Origin of the sequence: Methyloversatilis sp. XJ19-49, assembly GCF_024580145.1 — a bacterium.
GTDB lineage: Bacteria > Pseudomonadota > Gammaproteobacteria > Burkholderiales > Rhodocyclaceae > Methyloversatilis.
Genome location: NZ_JANINI010000001.1, coordinates 531,813 through 552,365, shown reverse-complemented (window position 1 = coordinate 552,365; position 20,553 = coordinate 531,813). Strand labels below are relative to the sequence as shown.

Sequence of the window (20,553 nt, the reverse complement as noted above, 5' to 3'; positions counted from 1 at the left end):
CTGTGATCCGTCCGACGTAAGAATTTGTAAGCCACCCCTCTCTTCCTGGCCAGCAAACTGCCCGATCCGAAATGCGCCTTTGCGTAGTGTCCCGATCCATCATTCTGCTGGCGGCCTGTCTGGCCCTTGCGGCGTGCAGTGACCCGCCGGAACTGCCGTTGCGGGTCGGCGTCAACCCCTGGCTGGGCTATGACCCGCTCGTTCTGGCGCGCGAGCGGGGCCTCACCGATCCGGCCGACCTGCGCATCGTCGAACTCGAATCGAGCAGCGAAAGCGCTCGGCAATTGCGCAACGGGCTGCTCGAAGCGGCCGGTCTGACGTTGGCCGAAGCGATCGAGCTGGCAGGTTCGGGCGTGGATATCAAGGTGGTGGCCATTCTCAGTCTGTCGAAGGGGGCCGACGCGGTGGTCGCCAAGCCCGGCTTCGCGAGCGCTGCGGCGCTGAAGGGCGCGCGCATCGGTATGGAGAACAGCGCACTGGCTGATGTGATGTTGCAACGCCTGCTCGAAGCAGGTGGCCTGCAGCGCGATGCCGTGTCGCTTTTCAGGCTGCCGTTGGTCGAGCACGAAGTCGCACTGACACGAGGCCGTGTTGATGCAGTCATCACCTTCGAGCCGGTCGTGTCCAGCCTCGTGGCAGCCGGCTACCGCGTGCTGCTCGACAGTGCCGACATGCCGGGCGAAGTGGTCGACGTGCTGGTGATTCGCAGCGACGCGCTGGGCGCCCGGCCAGCCCAGGTACGTGCCCTGCTGCGCGCCTTCGAGGATGGTCGCCTCGCGTTGGTGGCGCAGCCGCAGGAGGCGGCGCGCACGCTGGCAGCCGGCACCGATCTGGACACTGTGTCCTACCTCCGTGCACTCGAGAATGTGCGCATGCTGACGCTGGAAGACAGTAAGGTGCTCCTGGATGCAGTGCCTGACGCCGACATGCTCGCGCTTGGACAGCTCGTGGCCGACCTGAAGGCCAGTCAGCGCGTCATGGCCGAACCCGACTGGACAAAGTTGTTTGACGGCCATGTTGCGGCGGATGTTCTGGCGGCGAGGCCGCGGCCATGACGCTGCGCCTGCCTGCGCGCACGCTGGTGCCGCTGCTCATCACCTTGGTGGCGTTGGTGATGGTGGGCGTCGATCACATGCTGCAGCGGGCCGACTACCGCCTGCGCGTGGAACAGGAACAGAAGCAGTTGCTGGTCGAGCGGCTGGGCATCGAGCAGTCGAATCTGGACCAGCTCATCCTGCAGAACCGGCCATTGAAACTGCGTCGTTCCGTGGCAGAACTGGCCTTGCGTCCCCACCTGACGCATGCCTATCTGATCGCGCCCGGTGGCCGGATCGTCGGCTCGCTCGCGCGCGCCGATCTGGGGCAGTCGCTGTCCGACGTCCTCGCAGCCGACACGCGGGGTGGTGCGGCCCTGCTGGATGCGCCGCGCGCGCCCGACAACTCGCTGCTGGTGCAGGTGCATGCCTCGCGTACCGCGCTGACTGGCCTCATGGCTCTTGAAGGCGGCCACCAGCTTTTCGTGCGTTCGGACCTGACCCAGCCGTTCAGTCAGCGCCTGCATGCCAGCCGCGTCGAACTGTGGCGGCATGCGGTGCTGATCCTGTGCTGGTCCTTGCTGCTGTCGCTGTTCCTGCACCTGATCTGGTTCCGTCGCGCTGCGCAGCTGACCAACGCGGCACGGGCGTTCGGACAGGGCCGGCTCGATACCCGCGTCGACCTTGGCGGGCGCGACGAACTTGCTGAAATCGGCTGTGCATTCAACGATATGGCGGTGCGGCTGCAGGCGCAGCACGCTGCGTTGCAGGACAGCGAGCGGCTGTTCCGAGCGATGTACGAACAGGTGGGCGTGGGCGTGGCGCGCATCGACAGCCGTCTCGGCCACTTCATGTCGGTGAACCACAAATACCGCGAAATCATGGGCTATGACGAAGCTGAAATGCGCAGCCTGGATTTCATGCGCGTCACGCATCCGGAGGATCTACCGGGCAATCTGGCGTTGCTCGACTCGCTAAAAAAAGGCGAGATCCTCGAGTTTTCGATTGAAAAGCGGGTGTTCCACAAGGATGGCCGCGTCATCTGGGTCGCGCTGAGCGTGTCGCCGCTATGGGCGCCTGGTGCCGAACCGGACTACCACCTCGCAGTGATCCAGGACATCACGGCACGGCGCGAGGCGGAACAGGCTCTCAAGCTCGAGCGGAACCGCCTGAGTGCAGCGGAGCGAATAGCCGGCCTGGGGAGCTGGGAGTTTCACAGAGCGACCGGCGGAGGCTGGTGGTCGGAACAGATGTACGCGTTTTTCGGTCTCGATCCGGCCGATGGCGTTCCCGAGCCCGAGCGATACATGAATCTGCTGCACCCCGACGATCGTGATCATCTGGGGCATGTGATGGGTCTGCTCGCACAGGGAGCGACCGAAGTACCCCTGTATCTCCATCGCACCTCGCCGGATATTGGGCCCGTGCGCCACCTGCAGCCCAGCGTGCAGATGGTCACCGACGATGCCGGCGGAGTGGTCAAGTACGTCGGCACGCTGCTCGACGTCACGCACCAGTTCGAAGCCGAGCAGGCCTTGCGCGCATCCGAGGAGCGCCTGCGCGCCACGCTCGAACAAGCGCCGAATGTGGCGGTGCAGTGGTTCGACGCGGCCGGTTGCGTTCTTTACTGGAATGGCGGGTCCACCCGGCTGTACGGCTGGCTTCCCGACGAAGTGATCGGGCGCCGCGTCGATATCCTCATGCATACGCGCGAGGAAGCCGATCTGTTTGTCGGTTCGCTGGCGCAGATCGCGCAGAGCGGACAGTCCATCGGACCGTCGGAGTATCTGGTCAGGCATCGCGACGGTTCGCCGCGCTGGATCGAAGCGACGCTGTTCAGCATCCCCGGGCTGGACAAGGATCCGATCATGGTCTGCATGGACGTCGACATCACCGCGCGCCGGAATGCCGAGCGTGCGGTCGAGCAGGAGCGTACCCATCTGCGGACGCTGTTTGCCACGCTGCCCGACCTGGTGTGGCTCAAGTCTCCGGAGGGCGTTTTCCTGTCTTGCAACAGGCAGTTCGAACGCCTGTGCGGCAGGACCGAAGCCGAACTGCTCGGCCGGACCGATTACGACTTTTTCAGCCAGGAAGAGGCCGACTTCTTCCGCAGCCATGACGAACGCGCGATGCGCACCGGCCAGAAAAGCGTCAATGAAGAATGGGTGACGATGCGGGACACCGGTGAGCGGATGCTGCTGCAGACCATCAAGACGCCGATGCACGATGCCGGCGGCACGCTGGTCGGTGTGCTCGGCATCGCACGCGACATCACCGAATTCCGAGAAACGCAGGACACTCTGCGCGAGCTCAACCGTGACCTCGAACAGCGCGTCGCCGAGCGCACGCAGGCGCTGTCCGATGCGATGAAGGAACTGGAATCCTTTTCGTACGCCGTGTCGCATGACCTGAAGGCGCCCTTGCGCGGCATCGATGGCTACAGCAAGATCCTGCTGGAGGATTACGGTGACCGTCTGGACGAACAGGGGCAGCGCTTCCTCGCCAATATCCGGAACGGCACACGCCAGATGCATGCCCTGATCGAGGACCTGCTGGCCTACTCGCGCATGGAGCGGCGCTCGCTTGAAGCGAGCCGGGTCGATCTGGGCGAGGTCATGCGCAATGTGCTGCACCGTCGCAGCGACGAAATCACAGCGGCGTCGGTGCAGATCGTGGGTGAGGTACCGCCCATTACCGTACGTGCCGATCATCAGGGAGTCGAAATGGTGCTTCGCAACCTGCTGGACAATGCGTTGAAGTTCAGTCGCGATGCCCATCCGCCCGTCGTCACCCTGCACGCGGCTGTACGGGACGGGCGCGCATATCTGAGCATCCGCGACAACGGCATCGGTTTCGACATGAAGTACCACGAACGGATATTCGAGATCTTCCAGCGCTTGCACCGCAACGAAGACTTCTCGGGCACCGGCGTCGGGCTTGCACTGGTGCGCAAGGCCATGCAGCGTATGGATGGCCGCGTCTGGGCAGAAAGTGCGCCGGGCGAGGGCGCCACCTTCCATCTGGAGTTTCCGGCATGAATCCCGCCACCCGCCAGCCGTCAGCGGCCCCGCCCATCCTGCTGGTCGAAGACAATCCGGTCGACATCGATCTGACCTGTCGCGCCTTTGCGCGCGACCCGCTGGCCGGACCGGTGCATGTGGCGCGCGACGGCGAAACGGCGCTCGATTTCATGCACAGCTGGGACCAGGGCGAGCCGCCGCCCGCGCTGATCCTGCTCGACATCAACCTGCCGGGCGTCAATGGTTTCGAGGTGCTACGCCAGCTGAAGCGCCATCCGGTACATCGGAGCATTCCGGTGGTGATGCTGAGTTCGTCGGCGGAACAGCGTGACCTGCTTGATGCCTATTCGCTGGGCGTCAATTCCTTCATCGTCAAGCCGGTGGATTTTGATCGTTTCGTCGAAGCGACGGGCCAGATCGGACGATACTGGTTCGAACTGAACCAGCCGCCGATCTGATGCGCATCCTCTACGCAGAAGATTCGGAGTTTGATGCCGATCTGACGCAGCGCGCGCTTTGCCGCAGCGGCAGCGCACTTGACATCGAAATCGTGCCCACGCTCGAGGATGCACGTCAGCGTCTCGCCCGGGCGGGCGTCGACCTGCTGCTGACCGATCTGAAACTGCCCGATGGCAGCGGACTGGAGTTGCTGGCTTACGTCAGGGAACGCGCCCTGCCGGTCGCGGTGGTGGTGCTGACCGGGTCGGGCGACGGCAGTTCGGCGATTGCCGCGCTGAAGGCGGGTGCGGACGACTACCTTATCAAATCCGGCTCCTACCTCGAACGGTTGCCGCGCGTGCTTGACGCTGCCCTGCGGCGGCATCGTTCGATGTCGGCGCGGTGCGACCGGCCGATCCGCGTGTTGTGCGCCGAATCGAGCCTTGAAGATGTGGAACTGATGCGCGGTCACCTCCTCAAGCACGCGCCGCAGATCCGGCTGGAAAGTATCGGTGGCACCGATGCGGTGATCAACCGGCTGCAAGTGGGCCCGGAAGCCGAAGCGACTTTCGACGTATTGCTGATCGACGCGCTGCCCGATGAAACGACCGGGCTCGACCTCGTGAAGCTGATCCGCAGCGAGCGCCACCTGCCCCTCCCCATCGTCATGCTGGCGGGTCAGGACAGCGAGCAGCTGGCATCCAGCGCCCTGCATCTGGGTGTCGACGACTATCTGGTCAAGCATCCAGGCTATCTGTTCGAACTGCCGGCCACGCTGGAGAAAGTCCATCGCCGGGCCGAACTGGTGCTTGAGAGCGAACGTCTCAATGCCACCAACCAGCGGATGTCGCAACTGCTCGCGGCCAGTCCGACCATCGTGTACAGCCTGCGCGAGCAGGACGGCGAGTACCAGTCGTCATGGGTCAGTGAAAACGTGACCCGCATCCTTGGCTATACGGTGGCCGAAGTACTGGCGCCCGGCTGGTGGCAGGCCGGCCTGAATGCGCAGGACCGCGATACCGCGCTGGCGCGCTCCGAAGGCCTCTTGCTGGACGGACAGCTCAGCCTCGACTACCGCTTCAAACGGCGTGACGGCAGCGAAATCTGGGTGCGCGACGAACTGCGCCGGGTCGGCCAGAGCGGCGATCCGGGCGCTGAATTCGTGGGTTCGTGGACCGATATCAGTGCCGACAAGCGCGCCGCACTGATCGGCGAGGCACGTGCCGAAGTGCTTGACCGCATCGTTGCCGCCGAACCGCTGTCCGCCATTCTCGAAGCGATCGCGCTGCGCATGCAGGCGATCGAACCGTCGACGCGCGTATCGATCCAGCTGCTGCATGAAGTGAACGGCCGTCTTGTGAACGGCGCTGCCCCTTCGCTGCCCGAGCGCTATCTGCAGGCGATCGAAGGCGTGCTGCCGGGTCCGGGCGTAGGCTCCTGCGGCACGTCTGCCTGGTCGGGCGAAACCGTTCTGGTCGAGAATGTTTTCGAGCACCCTTGCTGGGCGTCTTACGTCGATCTGGCGCGCCTGGGTGGCTTCAGTGCCTGCTGGTCGGTACCCTACAAGGACAAGGACGGGCGCGTGCTCGGTACCTTTGCGCTCTATCACGACACGCCCTGCCTGCCGGACGCTGCGCAACTGGAGCTGATCAACGATTTCAGCCGCATCACCGGGCTGGCCGTGCAGAAAGTCCGCGCAGCGACCGCACTCAGGCAGGCTGGCGCCGTGTTTGAAAGTACGCGTGACGGCATATTCATCACCGATCTCGAAGCGCAGATCGTCGCCGTCAATCGCGCGTTTTCCAGCATCAGTGGTTACAGCGAGTTCGAAGCCATAGGCCAGACGCCGCGCATGCTGAAGTCGGGACGCCACGACGAGCGGTTCTACGAGGCCATGTGGTCGGCTGTACTGGGTAGCGGCAACTGGCAGGGCGAAGTGTGGAACCGGCGCAAGAGTGGCGAGCTCTACCAGCAGCTGCTCACCATCAGTACGGTGCGCAACGAAGTCGGCAAGCCCAGTCACTACGTTGCGGTCATGACCGACATCAGCCAGCTCAAGCGCTCCGAAGCGAAACTCGACTACCTGGCCCACCACGATCCGCTGACCGATCTGCCGAACCGCCTGTTGATGCAATCGCGCATCCAGCATGCCATCGAACGCGCCGCCCGCAGCCGCTGCCATCTCGCGCTGCTGTTCATCGATCTGGACCGTTTCAAGAACGTGAACGACAGCCTGGGTCATCCAGCTGGCGACGAACTCCTGGCCGCGATTGCGAAGCGGCTGCGCAGCCGGCTGCGCGAGGTCGACACGCTGGCCCGGCTCGGCGGCGACGAATTCGTGCTGCTGATCGAGGAAATGACGGTGCCGGAAGACGCCGCCATCGTCGCGCAGATGCTGATCGACCTGCTGACGGCGCCGTTCAGCCTGAGCCAGGGACGCGAAATCTACATCGGCGCGAGCATCGGCATTTCAGTGTTTCCGGACGACGGCCGCACCGTGACGGAGCTGATCCAGCATTCCGATGTGGCGATGTACCAGGCCAAGGAAGCCGGGCGCGGCGCGTTCCGCTTCTACACCGAAGCCATGAGCCGCGCTGCGCAGGACCGGCTGCATCTGGACACGCGGCTGCGCCGCGCGCTGGAGCGTGGCGAATTCAACCTGCATTATCAGCCGCAGATCGACATGACCAGCGGCCGGCTGACCGGCGCCGAAGCGCTGGTGCGCTGGATCGATCCGGAAGAGGGCGTCATTTCACCGGCGCGCTTCATACCGGTGGCGGAGGAAACCGGTCTGATCGTGCCGATCGGTGAGTGGGTATTGCGCACGGCCTGTGCCCAGGTGCGCGCCTGGCGCGACGCCGGCCATGCCCTGACGGTGGCGGTCAACCTGTCGGCCCGCCAACTGCAGCAGGCCGATCTCGCCCAGCGCGTGGCCGCGTTGATGGAGGAGTTCGGTGTCGGCCCGGACTGGCTCGAATTCGAACTGACCGAATCGATGCTGGCCGGCGAACAGGCCGCGACCGAAATGCGGCTGCGCGAACTCAAGGCGCTCGGCATTGCCTTGTCGATCGATGATTTCGGCACCGGCTATTCGTCACTGGCCTATCTGAAGCGTTTTCCGATCGACGTGCTGAAGATCGACCAGAGCTTCGTGCGCGACATCCCGCACGACCGCAATGACATGGAAATTGCCGCCACCATCATCGCCATGGCGCACACGCTGAAAATGCGTGTGGTGGCGGAAGGCGTCGAAACGCCTGAACAGCTGGCGTTCCTGAAGGAGCGCGAGTGCGATGCGTGGCAGGGGTATCTGTTCAGCAAGCCGCTGCCCGGCGAAGAATTCGCGATGCGTNGCGTTCCTGAAGGAGCGCGAGTGCGATGCGTGGCAGGGGTATCTGTTCAGCAAGCCGCTGCCCGGCGAAGAATTCGCGATGCGTTTCCTGCAGGGCTGATCGCACCCTACCGCAATCTCTAATGGCGCGCCTTTTGGAGCAGCGGCCTGTTGGAGTGGTGGGCTGTGGGAGCGGCGCTCCCACAGGGCGGCCCTGCCGGGTTGTCACCCGGCGATGTTCTTGTCCCGGAAGCGGCACAGGTCGGTGATGTTGCACTGGCCGCACAGCGGCTTGCGAGCGGTGCAGGTATAGCGGCCGTGCAGGATGAGCCAGTGGTGGGCGTGGTCCATGAATTCCTTCGGGACCACCTTGAGCAGCGCCTGTTCGACCGCGACGACGTCCTTGCCGGGCGCGAGGCCGATGCGGTTCGAAATGCGGAAGATGTGCGTATCGACCGCCATGGTCGGCTCGCCGAACACGATGTTCAGCACCACATTGGCTGTCTTGCGGCCGACGCCGGGCAGCGCTTCGAGCGCGGCGCGGTCGTTCGGTACTTCGCCGCCATGCTTCTCCAGCAGCTGGTGCGACAGTGACACGACGTTCTTCGCCTTGGCGCGGAACAGGCCGATGGTCTTGATGATGTCCTCGACTCCGGCGACACCCAGGCTGACCATGGCTTCCGGCGTCGGCGCCACGGGAAACAGCCGGCGCGTGGCGACATTCACGCCCTTGTCGGTCGCCTGCGCCGACAGCACCACGGCGACCAGCAGCTGAAACGGCGAGCCGTACTCGAGATCGCTTTTCGGATGCGGGTTGGCGGCGCGCCAGCGCTCGAACATCGTCTGGATGTCGGCGCGCGCGAGCTTGCTGACCCGCGCGCCCATCAGGCAGACGCCGCGTCCGCCGGCGCGTGCGGTGCCGCCGGACGGGCGGCCGCGGCGCGCGCCACCCATGCGTTGCGCGCAGCGATCAGCAGTCCGAGCAGGATGAAAGCACCGGGCGGCAGGATGGCGATCAACAGGCCGTGGTAGTCATCACCGAGCAGCCTGAATGCCTGCGCGCCCGGAATGATCATGTCGATACCGGCAAACAGCGTGCCCGCGCCGATCAGTTCGCGTGCGCCGCCCAGCAGCGCCAGCACCCACAGCAGGCCGACGCCCATCGCCGCACCATCCCACGCGGCGGCCAGCGGAGAATTCTTCGCCGCAAAGGCCTCCACCCGCGCCAGCACGATGCAGTTGGTGACGATCAGCGGAATGAAGATGCCCAGCACCAGATACAGCTCGTGCAGCCAGGCGTTGAACGCGAGGTCGAGGCAGGTGACCAGCGCGGCGATGATCAGAATGAACACCGGGATGCGGATTTCGTAAGGAATCAGCGTGCGCAGCGCCGCCACGGCGCCGCTGGCCAGCGCCATCACCAGCACGGTGGCCAGTGAAAGGCTGACCGCATTGACCAACGTATTGCTGATCGCCAGCAGCGGACACAGGCCGAGCAGCTGCACCAGCGCGGTGTTGTTCTCCCACAGGCCCTTGCGACCGATGTCGCCGTAAGCGGTACGTTCTTCGAGATTCATTGTTAGCACATCCTTTCATGCACCGCGGACTGTCGCTGAAAAGGCTGCCTGGAGCAGTATGAAGGCCGGTCAGGAACCCGGTCGATCGCGCGTGTCGTCATTCGTTCTTGTCCGCATTTTCGGCGCCCGGCAGCGGCAAGTCTTTCTTCGCAAGCACCTTGCCCGCGTCGGCGCCGGTCGGCAGGCCGAACAGCACCTCGCGCGCCGGGGCGATCGCCGCCACGGCGCGCCCCGTGGCGCGGATCACGGCGCGCGGCGAAATCGTCGCACCCGTCATGTAGGCGAAGTCGCCACCGTCCTTGCGCACCGTCCAGCTGCCCGCCTGCGCGGTGTCGCGGCNGGGGGGGGGGGGGGGGCGCCCCCCCCCCCCCCCCCGCCCCGTGGCGCGGATCACGGCGCGCGGCGAAATCGTCGCACCCGTCATGTAGGCGAAGTCGCCACCGTCCTTGCGCACCGTCCAGCTGCCCGCCTGCGCGGTGTCGCGGCCGACGAACTGGGCGATCCACTTCGGCGTGGCGCGGTCCTTGGCCGGGTCGATGTAGTCGCCCAGGCCGGGTGTTTCCTTGTGCGCAACGACCCGCACGCCGCCCAGTGTGCCATCGGCACGCAGCGCGATCAGCAGGCGGATCGCGCCGCTGTAGCCGTCGGGCGCCTGCGCCTCGAACACCAGCGCGACCGGATCGGCGCCGCGTCGCGCGCGGTGCAGCGTGACCGGCCCGGCAATGCCCAGCGCGGGCAGTGACGGCAACTGCACGATGTCGGTCAGCAGCGCGTTGTCGTAGTCGCCCTGCGGCAGAACTTGGGCGATCAGCTCGAGCCGGCGCGCTTCGACCGATGCGCGGATCGGCTCGCGCGTGGCTTCGAAGGTAAGCGCCATCAGCGCGGTGAAGATGAGCGTGAAGGTGCCGAGCAGCAGGGCCGATCGCGCGGCGGTGCCGGCTGCACTGGCGGGTGGTGTCAGTTCGTGCGCTGTCAGTGCGCTGGGCAACGCCTCGGCCGATGCCGGATCGGCGGCCGGTGTCGCCGCCGGGGTGTCACGCTCCGCGTCGCTCATCGTGTGCCGCCTTCCGGTGGCTCGACCTTGTGGCCGAACACGGGCGGCTGGGTCTTGATGTCGATCAGCGGCACGCAGATGTTCAGCAGCAGCACCGCGAAGGCAATGCCGTCCGGGTAGGCGCCGAAGGCACGGATGAGCCAGGCGATGAGCGCGATGCCCGCCGCGAAGATCAGCTTCCCGCGCGGTGTCGTCGCGCCCGACACCGGATCGGTCGCGATGAAGAAGGCACCCAGCATCGTGCCGCCGGCCAGCAGGTGGAAGGCCGGGCTGGCGTGGTGCGACGGATCGATCAGCCAGGCCACGCCGGACACCAGCGACATGGCGCCGAGGAACGCGACCGGAATGTGCCAGGTGATGATGCGCAGCGCGAGCAGCAGCAGGCCGCCCGCGCCCCAGGCCAGTGCGACCCATTCCCAGCCGGCGCCGCCCAAGTGACCGAAAGCCGCTGACTGCATCACGGCGGAGACATCGGCGTTGCCGAGCAGCCCGGTGCGCAGCGCATCCAGCGGTGTGGCGCCGGTGACCGCGTCGAGCACGCGCTCGCCGCCGAGCACCCAGTCGAGCTGTGTGGCGGCGTCGCTGCCCTGCAGTCCGGGCCACTGCGACATCAGTGCCGGAAAGCTGATGATCAGCACGCAATAGGCCAGCATGGCCGGGTTGAACGGGTTCTGGCCGAGGCCACCGTAGAGGTGCTTGCCGATGACGATCGCGAACGACGTGCCGATGACGATCATCCACCAGGGCAGCAGCGGCGGCAGGCAGACGGCGATCAGCCAGGCGGTGACCAGCGCGCTGCCGTCGCCGAGTGCGCGTGCCACCGGGCGGCGGCGCAGCGACAGCATGGCGGCTTCGCAGGCCAGCGCAGTGGCGCTGGCGATCGCGATCTGCAGCAGCAGGCCGATGCCGAACAGCCACACCTGCAGGGCGATGGCCGGCAGCATGGCAACGAGCACGGTCACCATGACGCGGCGCACGCTGGTGTTCTGGCGGAGATAGGGCGAGTTATACATCGGAGTCCGTGGTGGTCGGCGGGGCCGTCGGGTGGGTACTGCCCGGGGCAGTCGCGGGTCAGCTCATGGGGTGGCTCGTGGGGGGGGGCATGGCCTGGCTCACTCGGCGGGCGCGTCGCTCCCGCTCAGTGCCGACGCGCGCTTGCGGCGTTCCTCTGCCACGTCGATCTGCGCCTGCTGGGCCGGCGTCAACGCGTCGGTGTTCTTCGCGGCGACCGCCTCCTTCTGTGCCCTGGCGCGCGCCATGGCTGCTTCGATCAGCGCTTTCTTCGGGTCGTCGGCGGCCGTTGCAGCGTCGCCTGCGCCATCGGTCGGCTTGACAGCCGGCTTGGCGGCATTGCGTGCGGCCAGCTTGGCGGCCTTCTCTTCCTTTTCGCGGTCGGCGCGCCAGTTGCGGAATTCGAAACGCTCGCGCGCCGAATCGGCAGCATCCTTGTCGCGTTCGCGCGCCCAGATTTCACTCTTGGCGTAGCGGTAGTAATCAACCAGAGGGATGTGCGACGGGCACACGTAGGCGCAGCAGCCGCATTCGATGCAGTCGAACAGCTTGTATTCCTGTGCGCGCCCGAAATTGCGCGCCCGCGAATGCCAATACAGCTCGAACGGTTGCAGGTCGGCCGGACAGGCGCGCGCGCACTCGCCACAGCGTATGCAGGGCAATTCAGGTTCCGGCGGAGCGAACAGTGTCGGCGACGAGGCGAGCAGGCAATTGGTGGCCTTGACCACCGGTGCGTCGATATTCGGCAGCGGGATGCCCATCATCGGGCCGCCCATGATGAGCTTGTCGGTGTCGGGCTTGAGGCCGGCTGCGGCGAACAGGTGCGAGATCGGTGTGCCGATGGCGACGTCGAAGTTGCGCGGGCGCTCGACATTGCCGGTCACGGTGACGATGCGCCGGGTCAGTGGCTCGCCGTGCTCCAGCGCGCGCCACACGGCCAGCGCGGTGGCGACGTTGAAGCACTGCACGCCGAAATCGGTCGAACGGCTGCCATGCGGCACTTCGATGCCGGTCAGCACGCGGATCAGCTGCTTGGCGCCGCCGGCCGGGTAGCGCGTCGGTACAACGACGACTTCGAGCGAGGCGTGGCCCAGCGCCTGTGCAGCGGCCTTCAGTGCGACAGCGGCTTCCGGCTTGTTGTCCTCCAGCGCCACCAGTACCTGCTTCGCCGCCAGCATGCGCTGCATGATCAGTGCGCCGCGCAGGATGTTTCCGGGCTCGGCACGCATCAGCATGTCGTCGCAGGTGATGAAGGGCTCGCACTCCGCACCGTTGATCACCAGCGTGTCGGTGTGACCAGACTTGCCGGGATTGAGCTTGAGATGGCTTGGAAACACCGCACCGCCCAGACCCACCACGCCGGCATCGCGCAGGAAATCGCGGATTTCACCCGGCGCGGCGGCGTGCCAGTCGAAGGGCTCGCGTTCGATGGCGATGTCCTGCCCGTCGGGTTCGATCACCACGGCCGGTGACGACAGGCCCGACGCATGCGGCATGGGCCGTGGCTCGATGGCAACCACGTGGCCTGACGTGGGCGCATGCACCGCGCTCGATACATTGCCGTCGGCCGCACCGATGCGCTGCCCGCGCAGCACCTTGTCGCCCACGCTCACCAGCGGTCGCGGCGTGCCGCCGATGTGCTGGTGCAGCGGAATGACGAGCTGCGGCGGCAGCGCCAGGCGGGCGATCGGTTCGCGCGTCGACAGCGACTTGTTCGGGTCGGGCTTGACGCCGCCGTTGAACGAAAAGAGCTTGCTCAGCATGTCAGGCCGCTTCCTTCGCCGGCAGTGTTGCCGGCTGCACCTTCAGTTCGAACACCGGGTAGCGCCACTTCCAGTTGTCGACCGTTTCGGCCACCGGCACCATGTCGATGCAGTCGGCAGGGCAGGGCGGCACGCACAGTTCGCAGCCGGTGCACAGGTCGGCGACGATGGTGTGCATCTGCTTGGCCGCGCCGACAATGGCGTCCACCGGGCAGGCCTGGATGCACAGGGTGCAGCCGATGCAGGTCGCCTCGTCGATGACCGCAACAGACTTCGGCTTTTCGATGCCGTGTTCGGCATTCAGCGGCTTGTACTCGCGGCCCAGCAGATCGGCCAGCTTGCGCACGCCCTCGTCGCCGCCCGGCGGGCACTGGTTGATGTCGGCGTCGCCGCCGGCGATCGCGGTGGCGTAGGGCTTGCAGCCGGGGTAGCCGCACTGGCCGCACTGCGTCTGCGGCAGGATGGCATCGATCTTGTCGACCAGCGGGTCGCCCTGTGTCTTGAACAGCACCGATGCCGCGCCCAGCGTCGCACCGAGCACCAGCGCCAGACCTGCCATGACGATCAGCGCCGTGATCACGAATCCAGCCCTGCAAAACCCATGAAGGCGAGGCTCATCAGGCCGGCCGTGATCATCGCGATGGCGTTGCCGCGGAACGGCGCGGGAATGTCGGCACCGTCGAGCCGCTCGCGGATGCTGGCGAACAGCACCAGCGCCAGCACGAAGCCGGCGGCCGACGCGAAGCCGAACAGCAGCGATTCGAGCAGGTCATGCGCCATCGAGGCATTGAGCAGCGGCACGCCGAGCACGGCGCAATTGGTGGTGATCAGCGGCAGGTAGATGCCCAGCACCTGATGCAGCAGCGGGCTGGTTTTCTGTATCACCAGTTCGGTCAGCTGCACGATGGCGGCGATCACCACAATGAAGCTCAGCGTCGACAGATAGCCGAGGTCGAAGGGCTTCAGAAGGAAGGTGTCGATCAGATAGCTGGTGCCGCACGCCAGCGTCAGCACGAACATCGTCGCCAGACCCATGCCCACCGCGGTTTCCAGCTTCTTCGACACGCCCATGAAAGGGCACAGGCCGAGAATGCGCACGAACACCACGTTATTGACCAGCGCGGCACCCAGCAGCAGATAGAGGTAACTCGTCATGACGGGGCGAAGGTTCGCCAGAGTTTTACTGCACGCCGCGGCACACGGTGCACCGCGAAACCGCTGAATTATCCGTTAGTGCAGCGCAGCACTCAAGCTGCAGGCGCCCTGCGTGGTCGGTTATGGCGGCAAAACCCGACCGTGCGCACCGATCAACCCGAAAACTTCAGTTGATCGGCGCCACGTGCACGGTTGGCCGGGCGAAGCAGGAAAGTCGCAACAGTACTGTCCACCATCTGCATTTCAAGCGGTCCGTTGAGGTTTTCAGGTTCAAAGGAAAGTCATCAACCCGACGCTCAGCAGCCCGTAGATCGCGATGACGGTCAGGAAGTAGTTTTCATCTTCCAACCGTGTGACCTTGCGGCCCATCACGAAGGAACGCGCATACACCTCGCCTTTCACGAAGGCGTACACCGTGTAGATCGCGAGTGCGACGCCGATCAGCTTTAACATGCGTGACCACCCGCCCTATTTGAGCAGGCCGCTCAGCATGCCGAGGGCGTTCTGCATGGCGTCACCTTCCGGTATTCGACCATTCGGTGTGATGCCGTCGATCACCTGCGGCAGCAGCGCGCTCAGCTGGCCCGACACTTCCTGCGACGACAGCCCGAGCTGCTGCGCAATCTGGCCGATCTGACCGCTGCCGAGTACCGACTGCAGCTGTTCGGGCGAAATCGGCAGGTTCTGCCCGGTGCCGACCCAGGACGACACCAGGTCGCCCAGCCCCTTTTCCTGAAAGGCGGCGATCAGCCCCTGCAGGCCGCCCGTCTGTGGATTGTTGATCAGGCCCATCAACAGCTGCAGCAGGCCGGAACCCTGTGCGTCACCCTGGCCGGACAGCGCACCGGCAACCTGACCTGCGATCGAATCGAACAGACCCATGGTGTATCTCCAGAAACAATGTTGAGGATGCGGGTCGCAGTGTAACGCCCTGCGTCCGGACCACGGATACGGGCGACTGTTCCCGCCGCTTCACCCCATCCGGGCGCCGGCATCGGCCAGCAGCGTGCGCAGCAGAGAGCGGTGGCAGTGCGCCTCGTCGGCGCAGTAGCAACCGACTGAAAAGTCGGTCCGGTGCGACAGCGCCGCCAGCAGCGCGATGGTGTGCCGCGCGTCCGGTGCGTCCATTTCGGCGAGGTAACGCTTCGAGAACGCCGGCCAGTGCGCGGGCGACGGGTCGGTTTTCCACTGTTTGAGCGTGTCCGCGGACGGCGCCAGCACCGGAAACCACAGGTCGTACCAATCGCGCGCAGCGAGCTCGGCCGTCCGCACGCCGCGCGGCGGCCGCCGCACGGTGCCCAGCCGCAGTCCCTCGCCGGGCAGGCGCGGGCTGCCGAGTTTCACGATGAATACAGGCATGCCGATTTCATGCGCCCCGTCCGAACTGCGGCCTGCGCCGTGCCACGAAGGCCTGGACGGCTTCGGCAAAGTCGGCGCTGGCTGCGCTGCGCCCGAAGGCTGCCGCCTCGGCCGCCAGCTGAGCGGCCAGCGGCTGACCTGCTGCGCCGTCGGCGGCGGCGTTCAGCAGGTGCTTGATCTCGGCGTACGCATGGCGCGGGCCGCGGGCGAGACGGGTCACTTCGTCGGCAAGGGCTGCCTCGAAATCGGCTACCGGCACGACGCGTTCGACCAGACCGAGCGCCTTCGCTTCGTGCGCGTCGAAGCGGCGCGCGCTCCACATCAACTCGCGCGCGCGTCGTTCGCCCAGCGCGCGGCTCAGGAAGGCGGACTGCCCGCCAGCCCCCGGCTGGGCCAGCGCGATGCCGGCGGTGCTGAACAGCGCATCTTCGGCGGCCAGGGCGAAGTCGGAGGCCAGCATCAGCGACAGGCCATAGCCGACACAGTCGCCGCGCACTGCGGCGATCACCGGCTGGTGCGCCGCGCGCAGCGCAAGGATGACCGGATTGACCTGTTCAGCGACCAGCGCCTCGAACGACGCCTGCCGCGCTGCCGGTTCGAGCGCCAGACCTTGCGCGAATTCATGCACGTCGCCGCCGGCGCTGAAAGTGGCGCCATCGCCGCGCAGCACGAGCAGTTCGCAGGCCGGATCGGACAGCACCGCGCCGACTGCCAGCCGCAGCGCGCGCATCATCGCCGTGCTGTAGGCGTTGCGCCGCGCCGGGCGCGACATCGTCACGATGGCAACGCCGCCGTCGAAGTGGCTCAGTATGCGGCCGTCGCCGCCGGATTCAATCTGTTCAGTCAAGTGTCAGGCCTTTGCGCCGGACGGGCCCGGCGGCTCGATGTTCAGAAAGTTGTCGTGGAACACTTCCAGGGTGGTTCGATGCGCCACGCTGACCACGGTACAGCCTGGCAGGCGTTCGACGATCAGCTGGTACATCTGCGCTTCGGTCGCATTGTCGAGCGCGCTCGACGACTCGTCCATGAACAGGATGTCCGGCTGGTACAGCAGCGCCCGGGCAAACGCCAGCCGTTGCTGCTCGCCGGGTGAAAGCTGGTGGCTCCAGCGCGCCGATTCGTCGAGCCGCGCCACCAGATGGGGCAGGCGACAGTCGATCAGTGCCTGAGCCATGGCCGCGTGGTCGACGCTGTCGGTCGACGCCGGATAGGCCAGTGTGTCTTTCAGCGGACCGTCGGCCAGATAGTTCTTCTGCGGCATGAACATGATGCGCGCCGCGTCCGGCAGCGTGATGCGTCCGCTGCCGAAGGGCCACAGCCCGGCGATGGCGCGCAGCAGCGTGCTCTTGCCGACACCCGAAGGTCCGCGTACCAGCCATCGTTCGCCGGGCGCGAAGGCGAACGCGCGGATGGCCGACAGCAGGCGTCCCGACGGCAGGCCGAGCTCGACCGACTCGCCGGTGATCGTCCGACTGGCTGGCTCGCGTTCGAGTGCGATGCCCCCGGCAGGTCGTTGCGCCATGACCGCCTCCATGGTCGTCAGACGACGCACCCGCGCCGACAGCTGGAACAGGTCGCGGTAGGACAGCGCGAACCAGGCTACCGCCGAGGTCGTGGCGGCGAAGGCGGCGATGTCCTGCATCAGCGTGCCCAGCGACAGCTCACCGGTGAGCACCTTGGGCGATACGGCGATGATGGGCACCAGCACCGCGATGACCGAAAACGTCGTGGTGGTCAGGTTCAGATAGACGTTGTGCCGCATCAGCAGTGCCCAGTTGCGGCGGATTTCGCCGAACAGCTGCTGCAGCCGCGTCTGCTCGACCGCTTGGCCGCGGTACAGCGCGATCTGCTCTGCCGAATCGCGCACCCTGCCCAGCGCAAAGCGGAAATCGGCCTCGCAGGTCTGTTGCGCCACGGTGAGGCTGGCCAGGCGGTGGCCGGCAACATGTGTCACCACGGTCTGCAATATGCCCCAGCCGATGGCCAGCCAGAACAGGTAACCGGGAATGGTCACCGCCGCGCCGCCGACATCGAAAGTCATCGGTCCGGCGCTCTGCCACAGGATCCAGCCCATCGACCCGAGCGTGCCCAGATTGGCGATGAAACCGAGGCCGAGACTGATCATCAGCTTCACGTATTCGCTGATGTCCTGCGACAGCCGCTGGTCCGGGTTGTCGCACTGCGTGTCGCGTTCCATGCGGTAGAAGGTGTCGTCCTGCAACCAGCGCCGCATCATGGAATCGGTCAGGCTGCGCCGCCAGCGGATTTCCAGGGCCTGTTCGAGGTAGCCGAGCAGCGTTGTGACCGCCACCAGAATGGCAACGGCGCCGAAAAAAAGTGTGATGCTGCGGTTGAAGCCCGGTGCATCGAGCTTCTGCAGCGCATCGTAGAAGTCCTTCTGCAGCTCGTTCAGCCACACGTTGAGCCCCGTGCTGGCGGCCACCAGTGCGATCAGGATCAGCGCGAGCAGCCAGTACCGGTGACGCCCGGGCGACATGCGCCAGAAGGGGACTGCGAGACGGAAGGTGTGTTTCAGGATATCGATCATGAGGACATGACCCCGGGCAATGAATGGAGGCGGGCAACAGCGGGGAGCGCGCGCGATGTGTGCGACTCAGCCTGTTGGCGCAGCCGGACCTCCGGTTTCGATGGCGGGCTGCTCCAGCGTGAATTCGAATACCGCACCGACGCCGACGCTGCCGCGTGCCCGGATGTCACCGCCATGGAGGCGAACGATGCGCTGCACGATGCTCAGCCCGACGCCGGAACCGGCGTATTCGCTTGCCAGATGCAGACGGCGGAAGGGCTCGAACAGATGCCGTGCGTAAGCCATGTCGAATCCGGCGCCGTTGTCGGTCACCCGGTACCACTGACGTCCGTCCTCGACGAAGGCGTCGATGGCCACGCGCGGATCCTCCGTCTTCGCCGAGTATTTGCAGGCGTTGCCGAGCAGGTTCTGCCATACCTGGGCCAGCATCGCTTCGTCGCCGGTGGCGAATGGCAGCTCGCCGATGCGCAGTGTGGTGCTTCCGGTCTCGCCCATATCGGTCAGCAGCGCCCACGCGCTGGCCGCGCTGGCCGCCATGTCGATGCGTACCGGTTCGAGCGGGTGCCGGGAGGCGCCGGCTAGCCGGGTCAGCGCTTCGACGATGTCGTCCATGCGACGCGCGACATTCTCGATGCGTTCGGCATGCCGCAGCACCTTGTCGAAGTTGCCGGCCTGCAGATCGTCACGCAGCATGCGGGAGAAACCGCGGATGATGCGCAGCGGCCCGCGCAGGTCGTGCGAGATCGAGGCGGTCAGTGCTTGCATCTCACTTTGGGTGCCGGCCAGCGCCACCCGGGCCTGACCCAGCGCTTCGGCCTGCCGGTGCGCCGATTCGGTCAGCGCATCGTAGGCGGCACGCAGTGCATCGCTGTCGCGCAGCAGGTCGGTGACGTCGCGGATGATGGAAAACACCGCGCGTACGCCGTCCGATTGAAATTCCTCGGATGACACCAGACAGGCGCGCAGGTCGCCGTCGGCGCTGCGCAGGCGCACCGGCGTGCTGCTCACTTCGCCGTCTGCACGCATCAGTTCGCGCAGGGCGCGCAGTCCATCCGGATCGACGAGCGCCGGCAGCGCGTCGATCGGCTGGCCGATGAGCGTGTCCGCCTCGGCGCCCGCCAGCCTGCACAGTGCGTCATTGACATCAAGCACGCGGCCGCTGAGGTACTCGCTGATCAGCATGGCGTCGGGATGATGGGTGAAGGCACATGCCAGCCGGTCTTCGGCCCGCTGCAGCGCCTGTTCCGCTTCGGCGCGACGGATGCGTTCGCGCGCGATCTGCTCCACACGGCGGCGCAGCCGCAGCGCCAGCCAGCCCAGTAAGACAGCCGCCCCTGCGCCGAGCAGCATCAGGTCCATGCGCTGGGTGACCACACGCGCCTCGAGCATGCTTAGATCGGCTGCCGCGCGATGGCTGCTGAGCCACTTCATGCGCATTGCGTCGAGCTGGCCGGAGCGTTCGAGTACCTTCAGCGCATCATTCAACACCTCGCGCAGCGCCTCATTCTCCGGCGCCACCGCGAAGCCGTAGTCCTGCAGCCGCAGCGTGAAGTCACTCGCCATCACCACGTCGTACTGACCGCTCGCGAGCAGCTTGTCGCCATAGGCGCGCGGCATCAGTGCGAACTCGGCTGCGCCGTCGCGCAATGCCGCGAGCGCGGCCGCGTGATCGGAAACGTTCAGGAAGCGGTACTGCTCGCCGGGGAAGAAGTTGGCCCGGGTATCGCGCATCGGTTCGCTGTCGGGCACGGCAATCGTGCCGCGTGCCAGGTCGGCCATCGAAACCGGTGTATCGGTGTTGCGACGGTGATAGATGGACATGGCGGGCGTGGCATGCGCGGTGGCAAACGCTGCCCACTGCTCGCGGCTGCGCGTGCGCGACATTGCAATCAGATCCAGTCGGCCGGCCCGGAAATCGGCCTCGATGGCTGACCAGTCGTCCAGCCGCAGGACGATATCGAGCCCGGCAATGCGCGCCAGTTCGGCGACCAGTTCGATCTGGAAACCTTGTGGCTGGCCGTTCTCGTCGATGAACTCGAAGGGCTGGAAGTCGCGGTCGCCACCGTAGCGCAGCGTGTCGGCGAATGTCGCACTGCAGGTTCCGAAACAGAGCGCCACGACAAGCAGCGGGCGCAATGCGAAATGGAAAAGGCCGCTGCTGCGCAGACTTGACGCCGGCAGGCAAATCTTCATCGAGTGCTTCGGGCGGAACCGGTGCGTCATCGCTTGAATCAAGTGGGCTGCAGCGGCTGCGGACTTGTTC

General features: G+C 66.0%; 17 protein-coding genes. 4 read left to right on the top strand and 13 right to left on the bottom strand.

Annotated elements, in window-relative coordinates; all coding sequences use genetic code 11:
- Positions 1–86: 86 nt before the first annotated feature.
- The 4 genes from NMQ16_RS02495 to NMQ16_RS02480 are packed head-to-tail and all read left to right on the top strand — an operon-like array spanning position 87 to position 7,967.
- Positions 87–1,055: an ABC transporter substrate-binding protein gene (locus NMQ16_RS02495; protein WP_257078897.1), complete on the top strand. Its 969-nt coding sequence runs from the start codon at positions 87–89 to the stop codon at positions 1,053–1,055.
- Positions 1,052–4,072 carry a PAS domain S-box protein gene (locus NMQ16_RS02490; protein ID WP_257078896.1) on the top strand — a complete coding sequence of 1,007 codons (3,021 nt, stop codon included), beginning with the start codon at positions 1,052–1,054 and terminating at the stop codon, positions 4,070–4,072. The genes NMQ16_RS02495 and NMQ16_RS02490 overlap by 4 nt, the downstream gene beginning before the upstream one ends.
- On the top strand, positions 4,069–4,512 hold the full coding sequence (locus tag NMQ16_RS02485; protein ID WP_257078895.1) for a response regulator: 444 nt from the start codon (positions 4,069–4,071) through the stop codon (positions 4,510–4,512). The genes NMQ16_RS02490 and NMQ16_RS02485 overlap by 4 nt, the downstream gene beginning before the upstream one ends.
- Positions 4,512–7,967 (top strand): EAL domain-containing protein, encoded by a 3,456-nt coding sequence (locus NMQ16_RS02480; RefSeq protein ID WP_257078894.1) that lies wholly within the window; start codon positions 4,512–4,514, stop codon positions 7,965–7,967. Before NMQ16_RS02485 ends, NMQ16_RS02480 begins: the two co-directional genes overlap by 1 nt.
- A gap of 81 nt (positions 7,968–8,048) precedes the next feature.
- On the opposite strand, the gene nth is transcribed toward NMQ16_RS02480, so the two are convergent.
- From nth to NMQ16_RS02415, 13 genes are all read right to left on the bottom strand, one after another.
- Positions 8,049–8,708: an endonuclease III gene (gene nth / locus NMQ16_RS02475; RefSeq protein WP_257078917.1), complete on the bottom strand. Its 660-nt coding sequence runs from the start codon at positions 8,706–8,708 to the stop codon at positions 8,049–8,051.
- Entirely contained in the window at positions 8,708–9,400 is a 693-nt protein-coding gene (locus NMQ16_RS02470) for an electron transport complex subunit E (protein ID WP_257078893.1), read from the bottom strand. Before NMQ16_RS02470 ends, nth begins: the two co-directional genes overlap by 1 nt.
- Positions 9,401–9,497: 97 nt before the next feature.
- Positions 9,498–10,454, bottom strand: coding sequence for an RnfABCDGE type electron transport complex subunit G (locus NMQ16_RS02465; RefSeq protein WP_257078892.1), 957 nt, complete (start codon positions 10,452–10,454; stop codon positions 9,498–9,500).
- A complete protein-coding gene (locus NMQ16_RS02460; RefSeq protein WP_257078891.1) occupies positions 10,451–11,467 on the bottom strand; it encodes an RnfABCDGE type electron transport complex subunit D in 1,017 nt (338 codons plus the stop codon). Before NMQ16_RS02460 ends, NMQ16_RS02465 begins: the two co-directional genes overlap by 4 nt.
- A 99-nt stretch (positions 11,468–11,566) precedes the next feature.
- Positions 11,567–13,228, bottom strand: coding sequence for an electron transport complex subunit RsxC (gene rsxC, locus NMQ16_RS02455; protein ID WP_257078890.1), 1,662 nt, complete (start codon positions 13,226–13,228; stop codon positions 11,567–11,569).
- Position 13,229: 1 nt separating this feature from the next.
- Positions 13,230–13,808, bottom strand: a complete 579-nt coding sequence (rsxB, locus tag NMQ16_RS02450) for an electron transport complex subunit RsxB (RefSeq protein ID WP_257078889.1) — start codon at positions 13,806–13,808, stop codon at positions 13,230–13,232.
- Entirely contained in the window at positions 13,805–14,383 is a 579-nt protein-coding gene (gene rsxA / locus NMQ16_RS02445) for an electron transport complex subunit RsxA (protein ID WP_069040029.1), read from the bottom strand. Before rsxA ends, rsxB begins: the two co-directional genes overlap by 4 nt.
- A gap of 270 nt (positions 14,384–14,653) precedes the next feature.
- Positions 14,654–14,836 carry a hypothetical protein gene (locus tag NMQ16_RS02440; protein WP_257078888.1) on the bottom strand — a complete coding sequence of 61 codons (183 nt, stop codon included), beginning with the start codon at positions 14,834–14,836 and terminating at the stop codon, positions 14,654–14,656.
- Positions 14,837–14,851: 15 nt separating this feature from the next.
- Positions 14,852–15,265: a YidB family protein gene (locus NMQ16_RS02435; RefSeq protein WP_257078887.1), complete on the bottom strand. Its 414-nt coding sequence runs from the start codon at positions 15,263–15,265 to the stop codon at positions 14,852–14,854.
- Positions 15,266–15,355: 90 nt separating this feature from the next.
- The gene (locus NMQ16_RS02430) at positions 15,356–15,742 is read right to left on the bottom strand and encodes a DUF488 domain-containing protein (RefSeq protein ID WP_257078886.1); all 387 of its coding nucleotides are present in this window, start codon (positions 15,740–15,742) and stop codon (positions 15,356–15,358) included.
- Between the two features lie 7 nt (positions 15,743–15,749).
- Positions 15,750–16,589 (bottom strand): enoyl-CoA hydratase/isomerase family protein, encoded by an 840-nt coding sequence (locus NMQ16_RS02425; RefSeq protein WP_257078885.1) that lies wholly within the window; start codon positions 16,587–16,589, stop codon positions 15,750–15,752.
- A 3-nt stretch (positions 16,590–16,592) separates the two neighbouring features.
- Positions 16,593–18,290, bottom strand: coding sequence for an ABC transporter ATP-binding protein/permease (locus tag NMQ16_RS02420; RefSeq protein WP_257078884.1), 1,698 nt, complete (start codon positions 18,288–18,290; stop codon positions 16,593–16,595).
- Between the two features lie 66 nt (positions 18,291–18,356).
- Entirely contained in the window at positions 18,357–20,483 is a 2,127-nt protein-coding gene (locus tag NMQ16_RS02415; RefSeq protein WP_257078883.1) for a transporter substrate-binding domain-containing protein, read from the bottom strand.
- Positions 20,484–20,553: the final 70 nt, after the last annotated feature.

Coding starts and splice junctions, on each gene's coding strand:
- NMQ16_RS02490 (WP_257078896.1), top strand. CDS start 1,052: ATGACGCTGCGCCTGCCTGCGCGCACGCTGGTGCCGCTGCTCATCACC.
- NMQ16_RS02485 (WP_257078895.1), top strand. CDS start 4,069: ATGAATCCCGCCACCCGCCAGCCGTCAGCGGCCCCGCCCATCCTGCTG.
- nth (WP_257078917.1), bottom strand. CDS start 8,708: ATGGGCGCGCGGGTCAGCAAGCTCGCGCGCGCCGACATCCAGACGATG.
- NMQ16_RS02470 (WP_257078893.1), bottom strand. CDS start 9,400: ATGAATCTCGAAGAACGTACCGCTTACGGCGACATCGGTCGCAAGGGC.
- NMQ16_RS02460 (WP_257078891.1), bottom strand. CDS start 11,467: ATGTATAACTCGCCCTATCTCCGCCAGAACACCAGCGTGCGCCGCGTC.
- rsxC (WP_257078890.1), bottom strand. CDS start 13,228: ATGCTGAGCAAGCTCTTTTCGTTCAACGGCGGCGTCAAGCCCGACCCG.
- rsxA (WP_069040029.1), bottom strand. CDS start 14,383: ATGACGAGTTACCTCTATCTGCTGCTGGGTGCCGCGCTGGTCAATAAC.
- NMQ16_RS02440 (WP_257078888.1), bottom strand. CDS start 14,836: ATGTTAAAGCTGATCGGCGTCGCACTCGCGATCTACACGGTGTACGCC.
- NMQ16_RS02435 (WP_257078887.1), bottom strand. CDS start 15,265: ATGGGTCTGTTCGATTCGATCGCAGGTCAGGTTGCCGGTGCGCTGTCC.
- NMQ16_RS02430 (WP_257078886.1), bottom strand. CDS start 15,742: ATGCCTGTATTCATCGTGAAACTCGGCAGCCCGCGCCTGCCCGGCGAG.
- NMQ16_RS02420 (WP_257078884.1), bottom strand. CDS start 18,290: ATGATCGATATCCTGAAACACACCTTCCGTCTCGCAGTCCCCTTCTGG.
- NMQ16_RS02415 (WP_257078883.1), bottom strand. CDS start 20,483: ATGAAGATTTGCCTGCCGGCGTCAAGTCTGCGCAGCAGCGGCCTTTTC.